Source organism: Rhodococcus sp. B7740 (assembly GCF_000954115.1).
Taxonomy (GTDB): domain Bacteria; phylum Actinomycetota; class Actinomycetes; order Mycobacteriales; family Mycobacteriaceae; genus Rhodococcoides.
In genome coordinates this window covers 1,391,216-1,408,587 of record NZ_CP010797.1, presented here as the reverse complement: position 1 = coordinate 1,408,587, position 17,372 = coordinate 1,391,216, and the positions used below count along the sequence as shown (strand labels likewise).

Genomic DNA, 17,372 nt, shown 5'->3' with positions numbered 1-17,372 from the left:
AGGAGCGTGCAGTGACAGACACCCAGTTCGATTACGTCGTCGCAGGTGGCGGGACGGCGGGGTGCGTCCTCGCGGCACGTCTGAGCGAGGACCCCTCCGTCAGTGTCTGCCTCGTCGAAGCAGGGCCGACCGACGTCGGCGACAAGGCGATTCTCGAACTGGTGGAGTGGATGCACCTGCTCGACTCCGGCTACGACTGGGACTATCCCGTCGAGCCGCAGGAACGCGGCAACAGCTTCATGCGGCACGCGCGCGCGAAAGTGCTCGGTGGCTGCTCCTCGCACAACTCCTGCATCGCGTTTCACCCACCTGCGGAAACCCTCGACGATTGGGCGGCGGCCGGTGCGACGGGGTGGGGCGCGTCGGACATCCTGCCGTACGTCGCGCGCGTGGAGAACAACGACACGGGCCGCGGACACGACGGCCCCGTGCGAATCCGCGACGTGCCGCCGAACGATCCGTGCGGTGCCGCGGTACTCGAATCGGCCGCCGGGATAGGTCTTCCCACGGTCGCATTCAACCGCGGAACGCCTGTACTCAACGGTGCCGGTTGGTTTCAGATCAATGCGGGAGAAGACGGCTCACGCATGTCGACCTCGCATGCGTACCTGCACCCGATCATCGGCTCACGGCCGAACCTCGAGGTGCGCACCGACTGCTGGATCAGCGAGATTCTGATCGACGAATCGCTGACCGCGACGGGTGTGCGATACCAGCGCCCCGACCTGACGGGCTACGACACCGTCTCCGCACGGCGCGAGGTCATCGTGACCGCCGGTGCCATCGACACGCCGAAGTTGTTGATGCTCTCGGGAATCGGACCGGCAGCCCAACTGCGCGAGATGGGAATCACGGTGCGAGTCGATTCTCCCGGTGTGGGTGAGAACCTCGACGACCACGTCGAAGGTCTGGTGTTCTGGGAAGCGAGCAAGCCGATGGTCACCACGTCCTCGCAGTGGTGGGAGATCGGGGTGTTCGCGCAGACCGACGACTCGCTGAACTACCCGGACGTGATGATGCATTACGGCAGTGTGCCGTTCGACATGAACACCCTCCGCTGGGGCTACCCGACCACCGACAACGGATTCTGCCTGACTCCGAACGTGACGCAGGGGCGCTCGCGCGGCACTGTTCGTCTGCGCAGCAGAGATTTTCGTGACCGTGCCAAAGTGGACCCGCGCTACTTCACCGATGCCGACGGACACGACGACGCGGTGATGCTGGCCGGACTGAAGCTGGCGCGCGACATCGCCGCGCACGGTCCACTCTCGGAATGGATCGAGCGCGAACTCGCCCCAGGGCCCGAGGCCGTCACCGACGACGACCTGCTCGACTACGTGCACAAGACCCACAACACGGTCTATCACCCGGCGGGCACGGCGCGGATGGGCTCGGTGGACGACGCCATGGCCGTGCTGGATCCGGAATTACGAGTCAAGGGAGTCTCGCACCTGCGCGTGGTCGACGCGTCGGCGATGCCGAAGCTGCCGTACGTCAATCCCAACATCACGGTGATGACCATGGCGGAGAGATGCGCCGACCTGATCCGTGGCGGATAGTCAGGAGCTGGCCGATTTCCTCGGCGCGCATCCACCGTTTCAGGGCGCGCCACCGGCTGTGCTGGCCGAGGTGGCCGCGGCGGCCGTCGAACGCGAGTACGGCAGTGGCGCATGGGTTGTGGACCCTCGACGGATGGACGTCTCGACCGATACCGACACCGTATGGGTGGTGCATACCGGGCGCGTGGTGATCATGCACCCCGACGCGACCTCTCCCACCGAGGTGCCGATCGACACCATCGGTGAAGGTGGAGTCTTCGGATTCTCGGCTCTGCTGTCCGGTGGAACTGTCGAATTCCGAGCGCGGGCACTCGAACCGAGTGTCGTCCTGCAGTTGCCCGGTGCACTGGTTCGGCCGTTGTTCGCAACGCCCACCGGTCTGGCGTTCTTGGCCGATGCCGTCAATTCGTCGTCTGCATACCGTGGGGGACCGGTCGAGGGTAGCGCCGGCCGCACCGTCGGTGAATTGCTCTCGGCCCCAGCGGTGTTCGTACCCGTCGGCACCACCGTTCGAGACGCCGTCCGGCACATGACCGATCAGGGCAGCTCGTACGTTCTCGTTCCGCTGCGTGGCTCGCGCCATGGCATATTCACCGACCGAGACCTCCGAATTCGTGTGGTGGCCGCCGGGATCGGAGTCGATACTCCGATAGAGCAGGTGATGACGGCACCCGCCGAGACCGTCACGGCGGACCGGCTGGCCGGCACCGTGCTGATGGACATGCTCGAACTGGGGCTGCGGCACATGCCCGTGGTGTCCGATCGGGGCGAGGTTCTCGGTGTCGTCGAGGATTCCGATCTGCACGCTGCCTCGACTCGACGCAGTTTCGTGGTGCGCCGAGCGGTGGCGTCGGCGTCGACCTCCGCCGAACTCGCCGACGCAGGCAGGCTCGTGCCCCGACTGGTGGTGGATCTGTTCCAGGGCGGAACCGATGCGATGGCGGTCAGCGCGATCCTCTCCGTCGTGGTGGACAGCATCGTCCGCCGTGCCGTCGAGATCGAATGGACTGCACGTCCGGACGTGCCGCGTGACCGATTCGCCTGGATCACTCTCGGCAGCGTGGCGCGTCGAGAAGCCATGCCCTCCTCTGACGTCGACAGTGCGCTGAGCTGGGCGGACACCACCGCCGACCCCGAGGTCCGAGGGAAAGCGAACGCGGTGCAGAGAACCCGCGACGAGGCGTTGATGGACTTGGCCGCCCGTGTGCACGAGAGCCTCGACGGTGCCGGGCTACCGTCGGACACCAACGGCGCGGTCGCGAGCTCACCTCGATTCGCACGCTCGGCCGGTCAGTGGGAACGCGCCGCGGCGCACTGGCTCAGCAACCCCTTCGGCCAACGTGGCAATCCGGCAGAGGACTCCGGCCTGATCATGTCCTCGCTGATGATCGACGGCAGAGTGGTGTGGGGCCCGAGAGAACTGCACACCGTGCCCGAGGCCTACCGCCGACTGCTGGTCGATCACCCCGACGCACTGCGGTTGCAGCTGCGTGATGCGCTCGCCGGCCGCGCCCGGCTGCGATCGCTACGCGACGTCCTGGCTCGGCGCGGCGGGACGTTCGATCTCAAGGCCCACGCGCTGACGCCCATCGTCAACCTCGCTCGCTGGGGTGGGCTGTCGGTCGGCATGGCCTCGGCCTCCACGCCGGCGCGACTCGCCGCGGCGTCGGGTAACGGCATGCTCTCCGAACGTGATGTCACTGCGCTGTCCGAGGTGTTCGCGCTGCTGCAACGGCTCCGACTGTCGCATCAGATCGACCAGATCACAGCGGGCCACCGCCCCGGCGACGTGCTGATCATGGCCGATCTGTCGCCGCTCGAACGAAGCCTGCTGACCGACGGCATCCGCGAGATCGCCGCGGTACAACGCCGCGTCGGCTACCTCGCGGCCAACGTCGGCGTGCATCGATGACCGCCAACGACCAGACTGTGTGCCGTGACCACCAATCCCGTGAGCGTTCCCACCCCGTCCACCGTCGAACACAATCGGTTGGCCGAATCGCCCGGAGTCAGCGGACCGTGGCGCCAGTGGGGTCCGTATCTGGCGGGACGGCAGTGGGGCACAGTGCGCGAGGACTACTCCGAAGACGGGAACGCCTGGGCGTCGTTCCCGTTCGACCAGGCACACAAGCGGGCCTACCGCTGGGGCGAGGACGGGATCGGCGGAATCTGCGACCGCTTCGGATTCCTCAACTTCTCGTTCGCACTGTGGAACCGCAAGGACCCGATCCTGAAGGAACGTCTGTTCGGCCTGGCCAACGAAGAAGGCAATCACGGCGAGGACGTCAAGGAGTACTTCTGGGCCGTCGACGGAACACCGACGCACAGTTGGATGCAGTGGCTCTACCGCTACCCGCACGCGGAGTACCCCTACGCCCACCTGCGAGAAGAGAACGCTCGACGCGGACGTGACGACCGCGAGTACGAGCTGGCCGACACCGGCATCCTCGACGAGAACAGATTCTTCGACGTCCAGGTCACGTACGCCAAGGCCTCGCCCGACGACATCTGCATCACCATTTCGATCACCAACCACGGCCCCGAGGCGGCATCGGTCGACCTGTTGCCGCACCTGTGGTTGCGCAACACCTGGTCCTGGGGACGCGACGAGCGGGGCGGAACACTGGCGCAGCTGAGCCCGCCGGACCTGATGGCAGGTGGACTCGAAGCGATCGCCGTCGATCACGGATTTCTCGGTCGGTACTACCTCAGTGCCGAAGGCACGCCGGCAGTTCTGTTCTGCGACAACGAAACCAATGCCGAAGCCCTGTGGGGGCAGGAGAACATCTCGTCCTACCCCAAGGACGGCATCGGCCGCCGAGTCGTCGACGGGGAACTCGATGCGGTCAACCCCGAGCAGACGGGAACGAAGGCTGCGTTCTGGTATCGCTTCGACGACATCGCCCCGGGTGCAACGGAATCGGTCAGGCTGCGGCTCTCGCCCAACCGCCCGAACGAGCAGACGTTCGGGGCCGGATTCGATGCCGTCAACGTCGATCGCCAGGTCGAGGCGGACGAGTTCTACGGTGCCGTGATCGGTGCCGATCTCACCGATGTCGACCGGCACGTGGCACGGCGCGCGTACGCCGGCCTGTTGTGGACCAAGCAGCTCTATCGATACGACGTCGAGGAGTGGATCGAGGGCGACAAGGTCGGAGCTCCGGCACCGGACTCGCGGCAGGACCCGGGTGGGCGCAACGCGCACTGGCGTCACCTGGCATTGGCCGATGTGATCTCGATGCCCGACGAGTGGGAGTACCCGTGGTTCGCGGCCTGGGACCTGGCCTTCCACGCGATTCCGTTGGCGCACGTGGACGCCGATTTCGCCAAGGAACAGTTGGTGCTCATGTGCCGGGAATGGGCCATGCACCCCAACGGCCAACTGCCTGCGTACGAATGGGAGTTCGGTGATGTCAACCCACCCGTGCACGCGTGGGCGGCGTGGCACGTCTATCGCATCGACGGCTACCGGGATCGCGAATTCCTGGTGCGGGTGTTCACCAAGCTGCTGCTCAACTTCGCGTGGTGGGTCAACCGCAAGGACTCCGAGGGCTCGAACATCTTCGAGGGCGGATTCCTCGGCATGGACAACATCGGACTGTTCAACCGATCTGCACCACTGCCTCCCGGCTTCCGACTCGAGCAGTCCGACGCGACCAGTTGGATGGCGTTCTACTGCCAGCAGATGTTCAAGATCGCACTCGAGCTCGCGCGGCACGACAGCGCCTGGGACGACGTCGCGACCAAGTTCTTCTCGCACTTCCTCTCGATCGCGAAAGCCGTCAATTCGTTCGGTTCGCAGCATATTTCGCTCTGGCACGAGGAAGACGGCTTCTTCTACGACGTTCTCGTCCAACCTCAGGGCGATGCGGTTCCGATGCGGGTGCGATCGATGGTCGGCCTGCTGCCCATCCTCGGGGCCACCGAGATCCCGCCGTGGGTCGAGGAGGAATGCCCCGACCTCACCGCCCGTCTGCGTTGGGTTCAGCGTCGACGGCCGGAGATGGTCAGCCCACTGCTGGCTCGGCGTGAGGGCGGCGAGGTGCGGATGCTGCTCACGCTCGTCCAGCCCGAGCGTCTCAAGCGCATCCTCTCGCGGATGTTCGATTCCGAGGAATTCCTGTCGCAGTTCGGAATTCGATCGCTGTCGGCCTCGTATCGCGAGCCGGTGAACTTCGACGTCGACGGACGAAGCCTGTCCATCGAATACGAGCCGGGGGAGTCGCGTACCGGAATGTTCGGTGGTAACTCGAATTGGCGTGGACCGGTGTGGTTCCCGGTGAACGTACTGCTGGCGGACAAGCTGCGCGCGTACGGCCGGTACTACGGCGACTCGTTCACCATCGAGATCCCCACCGGCTCGGGCAACCACCGCACCCTCACCGACGCCGCCGATCTGATCGACAACGGTCTCGCCGGACTGTTCCGGCGGGTGGACGGCAAGCGGCCCGCGGACGGCGATCGCATCGAGTCCAGTGCCGACCCGTTGTGGTCCGAGCATCCCAGTTTCAACGAGTACTTCGACGGAGACACCGGCGAGGGACTCGGGGCAACCCACCAAACCGGGTGGACAGCGCTGGTGGCGCACCTGCTCAGGCCGCGTCTGCCGCTCTGAGGGCCTGCGGCCCATGTGAGTGGAACTTCGTAGTGGGCTACGAAGTTCCACGCACATGCGGCGGAGCCGCATAGTCTGGCGGGATGAAGATTCGCGGCGCAGTACTCGAAGAAATCGGCCGATCTCGTCCCTTCGCGGACTCGCATCCCATCACCGTCTCGGACCTCGAGCTCGGTTCGCCGGGCGACGGCGAACTGCTGATCAGAATCGAAGCCGCGGGGCTGTGCCACTCGGACCTGTCGGTGGTCGACGGCAATCGAGTTCGTCCGGTCCCGATGCTGCTCGGCCACGAGGCCGCAGGCCGAGTCGAGGAAGTCGGACCGGGCGTCGACGACATCGCGATCGGTACCCGCGTCGTCATGACGTTCCTGCCGCGCTGCGGCGAGTGTGCCGGGTGCGCCACCGACGGTCAGATGCCGTGCATCACCGGTAGCGCGTCGAACAATGCCGGGACCCTGCTCGGCGGCGGCATCAAGTTGCACCGTGACGGGCAAGAGGTCAAACATCACCTCGGAGTCTCCGGATTCGCCACCCATGCGGTGGTGAGCCGAAAGTCCGTGGTGCCGGTCGAGGACGACATCCCGGCCGATATCGCCGCAGTTCTCGGTTGTGCGGTACTGACCGGCGGTGGCGCGGTGCTCAACGCCGGAACTCCGACGCCCGGTCAATCGGTGATGGTGGTGGGTCTCGGCGGAGTCGGCATGGCCGCCGTTCTGACAGCCGTATCGGTGGGTGCAGGCGAGGTGATCGGAGTCGACGGAGTCCCGGACAAGCTCTCCACCGCAACCGATCTGGGCGCAACGCAGGTCTATTCACCGGCCGAGCTCGCCGAGAAGGGAATCAAGGCCGATATCGTGATCGAGGCGGCAGGCAACGCCCGAGCCTTCGAAACTGCCGTCGCTGCAACGGCTCCCGGCGGCAAAACCATCACCGTCGGTCTCCCGTCGCCCGACGCCCGCTCGTCCATCTCGCCGCTGGGCCTGGTGGCCGAGGCGCGCACGATCATCGGCAGCTACCTGGGCTCCGCCGTCCCGGCGCGCGATATCCCGACCTATGCCCAGATGTGGCGTGAGGGACGGCTTCCCGTCGAGAAGCTGATCTCCTCGAGAATCACGTTGGACGAGATCAACCGCGGCATGGACGAATTGGCCGACGGCAACGCGATCCGTCAGGTCATCGTCTTCGACTGAGCATCAGCTGTTGGCGGCGGTCGCGACCCACCGGCCGCGCTGCGTCGAGATCTCGATGGGATGGTCGAAACACTTACTGATGTTTGCGGTGGTCAGCACCGCGTCGACGGCTCCCTGCGCCAACACCTTTCCGTTGCGGATGAGCAGGGCGTGGGTGGTCGAGACGGGGATCTCTTCGAGGTGGTGCGTCACCAGACTGCTCGCCAGGCTCGGGTGCTCGGCCCGCAACGAGTCGAGCGCACCGAGGAGTTGTTCGCGGGCAGCGAGATCGAGTCCGGTGGCGGGCTCGTCGAGCAACAGCACTGCGGGGTCGGGGAGCAGGGCGCGCGCGATGAGCGCTCGGCCACGTTCTCCCTGGGAGAGCGTGTGCCACGATGCCTCGGTGCGATGGGCGACGCCGAGGGAACCGATCAACCGATGGGCACGGGCGATCTGGTCCTCGGTGGCCGACCATCTCGGGATCAGGTCGGGAGTGTTGGTCAGGCCGGTCAGCACCACCTGGAACAGAGTCAGCGGAGCCTCGACCGTCAGACGGGGATCGACGTGGCCGATGCGCGTCCGCAATTCGCGCATGTCCACCCGGCCGAGGCGATGCCCGAGAACGTGCACGGAACCGTGCGTGGGATGCACCACGGCACCGAGCAAGCTGAGCAGAGTGCTCTTACCTGCGCCGTTCGCACCGAGCAACACCCAGTGCTCGCCGTCCTCGACCCGTATCGTGGCGTCGCTGAGCAGGTATCGGCCGCCGCGGACGACATCGACTCGGTCGGCGAACAGGACGCTGGATGGCACCGGACGACCGTAGCTGCCGGTGCGGATCGCGGAGAAGTAGGCTCTGAGGTCGGTAGAACCGACAAGACGACGAAACGAGTGTGGGTACGACGTGAGTGCAACGGCACCTGTTCGAGTAGGGGTACTGGGGTCACGCGGCAAGGTCGGTCAGGCAATCTGTGCCGCCGTCGAGGCGGCCGACGATCTCGAGCTCGTGGCGACCGTCGACCAGGGTGATCCGCTGGCGAATTTCGTCGACGCGAACGCCCAGGTGGTTGTCGATTTCACCCATCCCGACGTGGTGATGGACAACCTGCAGTTCCTGATCGAGCAGGGCATCCATGCTGTGGTCGGTACCACCGGTTTCGACGACCGGCGGCTCGAGCAGGTTCGCGAATGGCTGGCGGGATCGCCGCAGACGGGTGTGCTGATCGCGCCCAACTTCGCCATCGGTGCGGTGCTGTCGATGCGATTCGCGCAGCAGGCAGCGCGGTTCTTCGACTCCGTCGAGGTGATCGAACTGCACCACCCCAACAAGGCCGATGCGCCGTCGGGCACGGCGTATCGCACTGCCGCGCTGATCGCCGAGGCACGCGCCGCCGCAGGAACTCCGAAGAGCCCCGATGCGACGACCACCGAACTCGACGGCGCACGTGGTGCCGACGTGGACGGCGTGCGGGTGCACTCGATCCGGCTCGCGGGACTCGTTGCGCACCAAGAGGTTCTGCTCGGCACGCAGGGGGAGACGCTGAGCATCAGGCACGATTCGCTCGACCGAACGTCCTTCGCGCCCGGAGTCCTTCTGGGAGTCCGCGAGATCGCCGGACGACCGGGGTTGACCGTCGGGCTCGATCCGCTGCTGGATCTGTGAGCTGATCGACGGTGAACAAGACGACGAAGGTGCTCGCCATCATCACGGTGATGGTGCTGATCCTCGGCTTCTACTTCTTCCTGCTCGGTCAGCGCGGTGTGACGCTGATCCAGAACGGTGGTGTGGCGAGCATCTCCCTGGGGATCGGGGTCCTGCTGCTGCCGATACTCGGGTTGTGGATCGTGTGGGCCACGTTGAAAGCCGGTTTCGACCATCAGAGGCTGGCATCGCGCATTCACGAGGAAGGCCTCGAACTCGACGTCTCGGACCTTCCGCGCAGACCGTCGGGACGCATCGAACGTGATGCCGCAGACGAGTTGTTCCAACGGATCAAGACCGAGTGGGAGAAGGATCCGGACAACTGGCGCAACTCGTACCGGTTGGCTCGTGCCTACGATTACGCCGGTGACCGCGGGCGGGCCCGCGAGACGATGAAGCGCGCCGTGGCACTCGAACGGAACCAGAACTGACCGTCGATGCCGCGCACCCTGCTGGTCGTTCATCACACCCCGAGCCCGCTCACACGTGAGCTGCTCGAGGCAGTGCTCGACGGCACACACGACCCCGAGATCACCGGCGTTGACGTACGCAGTGTGCCTGCTCTCGGTGCGACCGTTCCGGATGTCCTCGGTGCCGACGGATTTCTCTTCGGAACGCCGGCGAACTTCGGGTACATGAGTGGGGCGCTGAAACACTTCTTCGACACCGTGTACTACCCGTGCCTCGGTGCCGTTGCCGGAAAGCCCTACGCCGCTTGGGTTCACGGCAACGACGACACCGTGGGTGCCGGACGGGCCATCGAGAAGATCGCGTCGGGTTGGGGCCTCGAGAAGGTCTTCGGGACCGTCCACATCGCCGAGAGCGGCAAGCCCGCACGTGAACGCTGCTACGAATTGGGCGGAACCGTCGCGGCGGGGCTGTCCGACTGACGGTGGCGGTTTCCCGACGGGCTTCCACGATGACTCGCGCGCCCCGAGAACTACGACGGTCCGTCCGACACCCGCGACCGCCGACGCCATCAGGTCCGTCCCGGGTCGCCACCGAATTCAGTCGGAATCGTCGGGGGAGTCGGCACGCAGAATCTCGTCGGCAGGAATCTGCAGCGGAATCTCGAGCAGCCGCTCCGGCCAGCTCGGATACGCGGGCCTGATCCACACCCGGTTGTCGTCGAGTTGTGTCATCAGCACCCGCCGCCAGGGCCAATCGTCATGCGGTGCGGACAGGTCCGTCTCCGGCTCGAGCGGTAGCGGGGCCTTCGTCCAGTGCGGCGCCGACAGCGATGCCAGACCCCGATCCTCCAGGTGCTCGATTGCGCGCTCGATCGGAACGCCCCGAGCCACGGTGACCCCGACAGGATTGACGGCATCGACGAGATAGCCCTCGTCGTACTCGTCCCGCGTAGTCGATTCGTGCGCGACGGTCCATCCGATCACTTCGCCGTCGGAGGCCCGTTTGACGGGCAGGCGACTGCGCCACCGTTCGATATCCACTTTCTCGAAGATACCCGGAGCCGATAGTGACTTCGGCACAGAAACTATTCCTGATTGTGAGCAGCCGGGGTGGTGCCCGTGTTTGACTGCTAGGGCTCGTACAAGTTTGTACCACTTTCTATTCCAAGGGATTTCGATGACCCTCCCCATTCTCGACCGGTCCAGAATCGTCGCCACACCCGAGTGGAGTCGCTGGTTGATACCCCCGGCGGCCCTGTCGATTCACCTCGCGATCGGGTCCGCCTACGCCTGGAGCGTGTTCAAGAACGCCATCTCGCAGCCCGACGCGCTCGGACTCAGCGGAACCGTCACCGCCATTCCGTTCCAGCTCGCCATCGTCATGCTCGGCCTGTCCGCGGCGATCTTCGGAACCCGCGTCGAGAAGAACGGTCCACGGTGGGCCATGGCCGTCTCCCTGGTCTTCTTCGTCTCCGGACTGTTGCTGTCCGCGCTCGGCATGGCCCTCGGACAGTTCTGGCTGGTGATCTTCGGCTACGGATTCGTCGGCGGCATCGGCCTCGGAATCGGCTACATCTCACCTGTCTCGACGCTGATGAAATGGTTCCCCGACCGGCCGGGTATGGCCACGGGAATCGCGATCATGGGCTTCGGCGGCGGCGCACTCATCGCGTCTCCGCTCACCAGCCAGCTGATGGTCAACTTCGGCGGCTTCACCGACGGTTCCATCGCCAAGACGTTCCTCACGCTGGGCGTCGGATACGCGGTGTTCATGGCCCTCGGTGTCGTGCTCATCAGAGTGCCGGCCGAGGGATGGAAGCCGGCCGGGTGGACCCCTCCCGCGTCGTCGTCGATGATCTCGACGCACAACGTCTCGGCCGCGAACGCAGTGAAGACTCCGCAGTTCTGGCTGCTGTGGGTCGTGTTGTGCTTCAACGTCACTGCCGGAATCGGCATCCTCGAACGCGGATCGGGCATCTATCAGGACTTCTTTCCCGACGCGACCTCGCCCGAATCCCTTGCTGCCGCAGCCGCCGGTTTCGTCGCGTTCCTTTCCCTGACCAACATGATCGGGCGGTTCGTCTGGTCCTCGGTCTCCGATGTGGTCGGTCGCAAGAACATCTACCGGATGTATCTCGGTGTCGGAGCGTTGCTGTACCTGTACATCGCGCTGTTCACCAACACCAACAAGATCCTGTTCATGGTCTCGGCTCTGTTGATTCTCTCGTTCTACGGTGCGGGTTTCGCGACGGTTCCCGCCTATCTCAAGGACCTCTTCGGTACGTACCAGGTCGGCGCGATCCACGGACGACTGCTCACCGCATGGTCGGTGGCCGGTGTGTTGGGGCCACTGATCGTCAATGCCATCGCCGACGCGGGTGAGCCGGGGACCACCGGCCGATACCTGCCGGCGTTCTACGTGATGATCGGCCTGCTGGTGGTCGGCTTCCTGGCCAACGAGGCGATCAAACCGGTCGCCTCCAAGTACCACGAATCCGATCACGCGGGTTCTGCAGCCACTACGGGAGTGAAGGCATGAGCGGCGTACAGAGGCAGGTCACGATGGCGGTCGCATGGGCGTGGGTCGGCGTGCCGTTCGCCTACGGACTGTACGAATTGATCCTCAAGGCGGCGAATCTGTTCAGTACCTGAGTCGACGTGTCGGTGGGCCGTGACAGGCTGGCCCGATGCAGGAGATGAGTGCCGCCGCCGCCCGCCGCACGGCCCTGGCCGCCCAGGGGCTGGCGTCGAGGCGGTCGCGTACTCGGCCGGCGAGCAGGGCCGCGGTGCACGCAGCGATCGACACCACCGGGTTGCTGCAGATCGACTCGGTGTCGGTGGTGGTTCGTGCGCACTATGCACCGGTGTTCAGCCGCGTCGGCGTGTACGACCGCTCGATCGTCGACGACGCCGCATGGACCGACACCGCTCGTCGGCCGCGTCGATTGGTGGAGTACTGGGCACACGAGGCCGCGCTGCTACCCGTCGAGGACTGGGCGCTGATGCGGTGGCGAATGGAGCTGTATCGACACGGGCGGTGGGGCGGAGCTGCCCACATTCTCGACCGTGAACCGACTCTCGCCGACGACGTCCTCGCGGTGATCGGCGACAACGGTGCGGCCAGCGCAGGTGAGATCGAGAAGCACCTCGAGGTGGACACACCCGGTCGCAAGGGGCCGTGGTGGGACCGCAGTGACGTCAAGGTCGTCTGCGAACAGCTGTTCGCGGCGGGCGTGGTGACCGTGCCGGCTCGGACGGGTTTCGTGCGCCGGTACGAGCTCAGCGAACGGGTGATCCCGGACGACGTTCTGCGCAGGCGCGTCGACGAACCGGTCGCGGTACGTGCACTGATCGAGAAGTCCTCGCGGGCACTGGGAGTCGCCACCGAGCCGGATCTGAGGGATTACTACCGACTCTCGCAGAAGCAGGCCAAGGCGGCGATCGCCGAACTCGTCGAGGACGGTGTGCTCGAACAGGTGACCGTCCGAGGCTGGAACGCACCGGCATTCCTGCACCGCGAGGCCAGGACACCGCGAACGGCCACCGCTGCCGCTCTGCTGTGCCCGTTCGATCCGATGATCTTCTACCGGCCGCGGGTCCAGCGAATCTTCGACTTCCACTATCGAATCGAGATATACACCCCACAGCACAAGCGAGTTCACGGCTACTACGTGTTTCCCTTTCTGCTGGACGGGCATCTGGTGGCCCGACTCGATCTCAAGGCAGTGCGAGCGCGGTCCGAGCTGCACGTGGTCGCGGCCTTCGTCGAAGGCGACCGCAACGCGGGCGACATAGCGCCTCGACTGCGAGAGGTGCTGCGGGAGATGGCGGATTGGCTCGAACTCGAACGCGTGGTGGTGGGTGACCGGGGAGACCTCGTCGCCGCATTGCGTTGACCTTCGTCGGCTGGGTCGGGTCCCGCCGAAGTGCACTCGGGCAGAATCGGTGCCACTATTCGAACCGTGACTTCACGCCGGTCGGACACCGCCACGGAACTCCCAACCCAGGTCGTCGTCCTGTTCGGGGCGACGGGAGACCTGGCCAAGCGAAAACTCCTGTCCGGGATGATGCATCTGGCGCTCTCCGATCTCGCGCCGAACATCCGCGTCGTCGGAACCTCACTCGAGGAGATGTCGACCGACGAATTCCGCGCTCTCGCTCGCGAATCGATCAACGCCTATTCGAGTCGCAAAGTCGGTGACGAGCAATGGAGTCGTTTCGCCTCGCGATTGACGTACGTGTCGCAGAAGGCAGGACCGGCGGCGCTGGGGGAGGCCGTGGCCGAGGCCGAGATCGAACTCGGAGGAAGCGCCAAACGGCTGCACTATCTGTCCGTTCCGCCGAGAGCTGCTCTGGCAGTGGTGGATACGCTCGCGTCGGCAGATCTGGTCAAGCGCTCCCGGATCATCATGGAGAAGCCGTTCGGCACAGACCTCGAGAGCGCGATCGCCCTGAACGCTCGGGTTCACGAGACGTTCGACGAGGATCAGGTCTTCCGGATCGATCACTTTCTCGGCAAGGAACCCGCGCAGAACATCCTGGCCTTCCGCTTCGCCAACGGGTTGTTCGAGCCGATCTGGAATCGCAACTTCATCGATCACGTCCAGATCGACATCCCGGAGAAGCTCGCCCTCGACGGACGAGCCGGGTTCTACGAATCCACCGGCGCGTACAAGGACATGGTGGTCACCCACCTGTTCCAGGTCTTGGCATTCATGGCGATGGAACCGCCGACGGCGCTCGAACCCCGCGCCATCAGCGAGGAGAAGAACAAGGTCTTCCGGTCCATGATGCCGCTCGACCCGAAAAACGTTGTCCGAGGCCAGTACACGGGCTATCGCTCGGAGGAGGGGGTGGCCGCCGACTCCGACACCGACACCTTCGTGGCCCTCAAGTGCGAGATCGACAATTGGCGCTGGGCCGGAGTTCCCTTCTACCTGCGCAGCGGCAAACGCCTCGCCGAGGGGCAGCGCATCATCTCGATCGCGTTCAGGGAACCACCGAAGAGCATGTTCCCGGCCGGCTCGGGCGTGGGTGCGCAAGGTCCCGACCACCTGACCTTCGACCTCGCGGACGCCTCGAAGGTGTCACTGTCGTTCTACGGCAAGCGTCCAGGACCCGGTATGCGTCTGGACAAACTCAGCATGCAGTTCGCCATCCAGGAAACCGAGCGGGTCGGCGACGTCCTCGAGGCGTACGAACGGCTCATTCTCGACGCCATGTACGGCGACCACACGCTGTTCACCACGGCAGAGGGCATCGAGCGGCTGTGGCAGGTGTCGGAGCCGCTGCTCGCCGATCCGCCCCCGGTTCGTCTGTACGCACCAGGGTCGTGGGGTCCCAACGCAATCCATCAACTCATCGCCCCACACGCGTGGCGGTTGCCGTTCGAGCGGGAGTGGCGCGAGAAGAAGTAGGGCCGGCGCTCGCTCGAACTCCTGGGCTCAGTTGTTCCAGCCGCGTTCCTTGCGCATCTGATCGCGCAGTGCGCCCTGAACTGCTTGCGACAACCACGAATTGAGCGACACTCCGCTGTTGTTCGCGGCGTCCTCGGCGCGTTCCTTGATCTGCTCGACCAGTCGCAGCGTGACCCGTCGCACCTCACCGGACACATCGTCCATGGTGGGGTAGTCCTCGGTGACGGGCTCCGCCGGATCGCCGTCGTGCAGACCGGGCACCGGGCTGTCGCGTCGAACATCGGCGTGCGCCTGCGTGCCGTCGAGACGAACGGTGACCGTATGTCCGTCCAGATCGTTCGAGACCTCGGCCGCGAAGTCGGACAGTGCGGTGAGCAGCATCAATCTGGCCGACGCTTCGGCCGTCTTTCCGAGAGCCTCCGCTGTCTGTCGGGTGTGCTCGTCTCCCAGGGCAGCCGCCGCGAGTAGATCCGTGCGCAGTGACGCGGTGTACTTGTCCAGTTCCATGACGCCAGTGTGACGCCATGAATGACGTCGGTCAAGGAGTGCTGGTGGCGTCACGTGTCCGCGCAGTGACGCCATCGCTCGCCGGGCATCGGTGCCGCGTTTAGGGTTGTGCGGTGTCAGCAGAAAACGAAGGTAGAGCTGTGCCGCGGACGGTTGCGTTGAGAGTGCAACTGGTCGCCCGAACCGAGTTCGTTCCGCCCGTCGACATCCCCTGGGAAACCGACGCGGACGGCGGACAGGCGTTGGTCGAGTTCGCCGGACGGGCCTGCTATCAGAGCTGGTCCAAGCCCAATCCCCGGACCGCGACCAACGCGTCGTACCTGCGGCATCTGCTCGACGTCGGACACCTCTCGGTTCTCGAACACGCGAGCGTGAGCTTCTACATCACCGGAATCTCACGATCGTGCACGCACGAGCTGATTCGGCACCGGCACTTCTCCTACTCGCAGCTCTCGCAGCGATTCGTTCCCGAGCACGACGCCAACGTGGTTCTTCCGCCCGCAGTCGAAGGCGATCCCGAACTCGAGGCGCTGTTCGCCGCGGCCACCGAGGCCAGCCGGGCGGCCTACACCGAACTGCTCGGTGCACTCGAGGGAAAGCTGGAATCGGTCACCAACGCCGCGCTGCGAGGTAAGCAGGCGCGTCAGGCGGCCCGGTCGGTGTTGCCGAATGCGACCGAGACGAGGGTGGTGGTGAGCGGAAACTACCGCGCGTGGCGACATTTCGTGTCGATGCGAGCCTCCGAACATGCGGACGTGGAAATTCGACGTGTTGCCGTGGAATGTCTGCGTAAGCTCGTGGGCGTGGCTCCGGACGTGTTCGGCGACTTCGAGATCTCGACGCTGCCGGACGGCACGGAAGTCGCCCGCAGCCCGTTCGTGACCGAGGTCTGACGACGAGGTTCGGTTGCCTCGAAGACCGGGTATGCACCGGCGGTGTCGGCGGGGAGTCCCGCTGCGCGAGAGTGGGTAAAGCACCGGGTAATCTGCTGCCATGACCTACGGTGACGCCGCTCCTTCCGTTGCGCCTGTGTTCGGTACGGTGCTCACCGCCATGGTGACCCCGTTCACAGCGGACGGTAAGTTGGACATCGATGCAGGCGTTCGGCTGGCACACCACCTCGTCGAGCAGGGCAACGACGGATTGGTTCTGGCCGGCACGACGGGCGAGTCGCCCACCACCACCGAGAACGAGAAGCTCGAACTGCTCCGTGCGGTGATCGCCGCGGTCGGCCATCGGGCTCGCATCATCGCCGGGGCAGGCAGCAACGACACCGCGCACAGCGTCGAACTCGCTCGTGATGCCGCTCGCGCAGGCGCGCACGGTCTTCTGGTCGTCACCCCGTACTACTCGCGGCCACCGCAGGCCGGTCTGTACGCGCACTTCACCGCGGTCGCGAATGCCACCGACCTGCCCGTGATGCTCTACGACATTCCGCCGCGATCGGTCGTTCCCATCGAGACCGAGACACTGCGTCGGCTGGCCGAGCATCCCCGGATCCTCGCGGTCAAGGACGCCAAGGGCGATCTGAACGCCGGTGCCGAACTGATCGCGTCGACGGGATTGCAGTTCTACTCCGGCGACGACCCGCTCAACCTGCCCTGGCTCTCGGTGGGTGCCACCGGCTTCGTCAGCGTCATCGGCCACCTCGTTCCGGCGCGTCTGCGTGAGCTGCACACCGCTTTCATGATGGGCGACATCGCACGCGCACAGGCGATCAACGTCAGCCTCATCCCGGTCATCCGTTCGGTCGCGCGCCTCGGCGGCGTCAGCGCATCGAAGGCCGGACTTCGCCTCATCGGACTCGATGTCGGCGAACCACGACTTCCCCAGGTGCCACCGAGCATCGACCACATCGAATTGCTCGCAGCAGAGCTGCGGGCGGCAGGAGTTCTTGTATGACACGACCGAACCGATCGCGCGGACGCGCAACCCGAAACGCCGGACCTCCCTCCGAGCGTCCGGCCCCGAAGCAGGGCCAACCGGCAGGATC

Annotated in this window: 16 protein-coding genes; 13 read left to right on the top strand and 3 right to left on the bottom strand. The window is 65.4% G+C overall.

Annotated features, from left to right (window positions below; translation table 11 throughout):
- The first annotated feature begins 11 nt into the window (after positions 1-11).
- The 4 genes from NY08_RS06425 (at position 12) to NY08_RS06410 (ending at position 7,364) form a co-directional block, all read left to right on the top strand.
- On the top strand, positions 12-1,559 hold the full coding sequence (locus tag NY08_RS06425; RefSeq protein ID WP_032397868.1) for a GMC family oxidoreductase: 1,548 nt from the start codon (positions 12-14) through the stop codon (positions 1,557-1,559).
- Positions 1,549-3,471, top strand: coding sequence for a putative nucleotidyltransferase substrate binding domain-containing protein (locus NY08_RS06420; protein WP_045195470.1), 1,923 nt, complete (start codon positions 1,549-1,551; stop codon positions 3,469-3,471). The genes NY08_RS06425 and NY08_RS06420 overlap by 11 nt, the downstream gene beginning before the upstream one ends.
- A gap of 24 nt (positions 3,472-3,495) precedes the next feature.
- Positions 3,496-6,174 (top strand): MGH1-like glycoside hydrolase domain-containing protein, encoded by a 2,679-nt coding sequence (locus NY08_RS06415; protein WP_235387130.1) that lies wholly within the window; start codon positions 3,496-3,498, stop codon positions 6,172-6,174.
- An 83-nt stretch (positions 6,175-6,257) separates the two neighbouring features.
- Complete coding sequence (locus tag NY08_RS06410) at positions 6,258-7,364, top strand: alcohol dehydrogenase catalytic domain-containing protein (RefSeq protein WP_032397870.1); 1,107 nt, start codon at positions 6,258-6,260, stop codon at positions 7,362-7,364.
- Positions 7,365-7,367: 3 nt separating this feature from the next.
- Here NY08_RS06410 and NY08_RS06405 read toward each other — a convergent pair whose 3' ends face one another.
- Positions 7,368-8,156, bottom strand: coding sequence for an ABC transporter ATP-binding protein (locus NY08_RS06405; protein WP_045195468.1), 789 nt, complete (start codon positions 8,154-8,156; stop codon positions 7,368-7,370).
- Between the two features lie 91 nt (positions 8,157-8,247).
- Here NY08_RS06405 and dapB point away from each other — a divergent pair, with 91 nt between their 5' ends.
- From dapB to NY08_RS06390, 3 genes are read left to right on the top strand one after another with little or no spacing between them, the layout of a single operon-like run.
- Positions 8,248-9,006, top strand: a complete 759-nt coding sequence (dapB, locus tag NY08_RS06400) for a 4-hydroxy-tetrahydrodipicolinate reductase (protein ID WP_045195467.1) — start codon at positions 8,248-8,250, stop codon at positions 9,004-9,006.
- Positions 9,007-9,056: 50 nt separating this feature from the next.
- Positions 9,057-9,476 (top strand): hypothetical protein, encoded by a 420-nt coding sequence (locus NY08_RS06395; protein ID WP_045199853.1) that lies wholly within the window; start codon positions 9,057-9,059, stop codon positions 9,474-9,476.
- 6 nt (positions 9,477-9,482) lie between these two features.
- A complete protein-coding gene (locus tag NY08_RS06390; protein WP_032397874.1) occupies positions 9,483-9,935 on the top strand; it encodes a flavodoxin family protein in 453 nt (150 codons plus the stop codon).
- Between the two features lie 117 nt (positions 9,936-10,052).
- Here the strand turns inward: NY08_RS06390 and NY08_RS06385 are convergent, their stop codons facing one another.
- Positions 10,053-10,535, bottom strand: a complete 483-nt coding sequence (locus NY08_RS06385) for a hypothetical protein (protein ID WP_235387128.1) — start codon at positions 10,533-10,535, stop codon at positions 10,053-10,055.
- A gap of 97 nt (positions 10,536-10,632) precedes the next feature.
- On the opposite strand from NY08_RS06385, the gene NY08_RS06380 reads away from it, so the two are divergent.
- From NY08_RS06380 to zwf, 4 genes are all read left to right on the top strand, one after another.
- Complete coding sequence (locus tag NY08_RS06380; protein ID WP_032397875.1) at positions 10,633-11,994, top strand: OFA family MFS transporter; 1,362 nt, start codon at positions 10,633-10,635, stop codon at positions 11,992-11,994.
- Positions 11,991-12,107: an MFS transporter small subunit gene (locus NY08_RS26700; RefSeq protein WP_441344239.1), complete on the top strand. Its 117-nt coding sequence runs from the start codon at positions 11,991-11,993 to the stop codon at positions 12,105-12,107. The genes NY08_RS06380 and NY08_RS26700 overlap by 4 nt, the downstream gene beginning before the upstream one ends.
- Before the next feature lie 35 nt (positions 12,108-12,142).
- Complete coding sequence (locus tag NY08_RS06375; protein ID WP_045195465.1) at positions 12,143-13,351, top strand: winged helix-turn-helix domain-containing protein; 1,209 nt, start codon at positions 12,143-12,145, stop codon at positions 13,349-13,351.
- Positions 13,352-13,417: 66 nt separating this feature from the next.
- Positions 13,418-14,872 carry a glucose-6-phosphate dehydrogenase gene (zwf, locus tag NY08_RS06370; RefSeq protein ID WP_045195463.1) on the top strand — a complete coding sequence of 485 codons (1,455 nt, stop codon included), beginning with the start codon at positions 13,418-13,420 and terminating at the stop codon, positions 14,870-14,872.
- Between the two features lie 27 nt (positions 14,873-14,899).
- On the opposite strand, the gene NY08_RS06365 is transcribed toward zwf, so the two are convergent.
- Positions 14,900-15,379 (bottom strand): hypothetical protein, encoded by a 480-nt coding sequence (locus NY08_RS06365; protein WP_032397877.1) that lies wholly within the window; start codon positions 15,377-15,379, stop codon positions 14,900-14,902.
- Between the two features lie 140 nt (positions 15,380-15,519).
- On the opposite strand from NY08_RS06365, the gene thyX reads away from it, so the two are divergent.
- Both thyX and dapA read left to right on the top strand, forming a co-directional pair.
- Positions 15,520-16,272: an FAD-dependent thymidylate synthase gene (gene thyX / locus NY08_RS06360; RefSeq protein WP_045195461.1), complete on the top strand. Its 753-nt coding sequence runs from the start codon at positions 15,520-15,522 to the stop codon at positions 16,270-16,272.
- A gap of 100 nt (positions 16,273-16,372) precedes the next feature.
- The gene (gene dapA, locus NY08_RS06355; RefSeq protein ID WP_027496818.1) at positions 16,373-17,281 is read left to right on the top strand and encodes a 4-hydroxy-tetrahydrodipicolinate synthase; all 909 of its coding nucleotides are present in this window, start codon (positions 16,373-16,375) and stop codon (positions 17,279-17,281) included.
- The last annotated feature ends 91 nt before the right edge of the window (positions 17,282-17,372 follow it).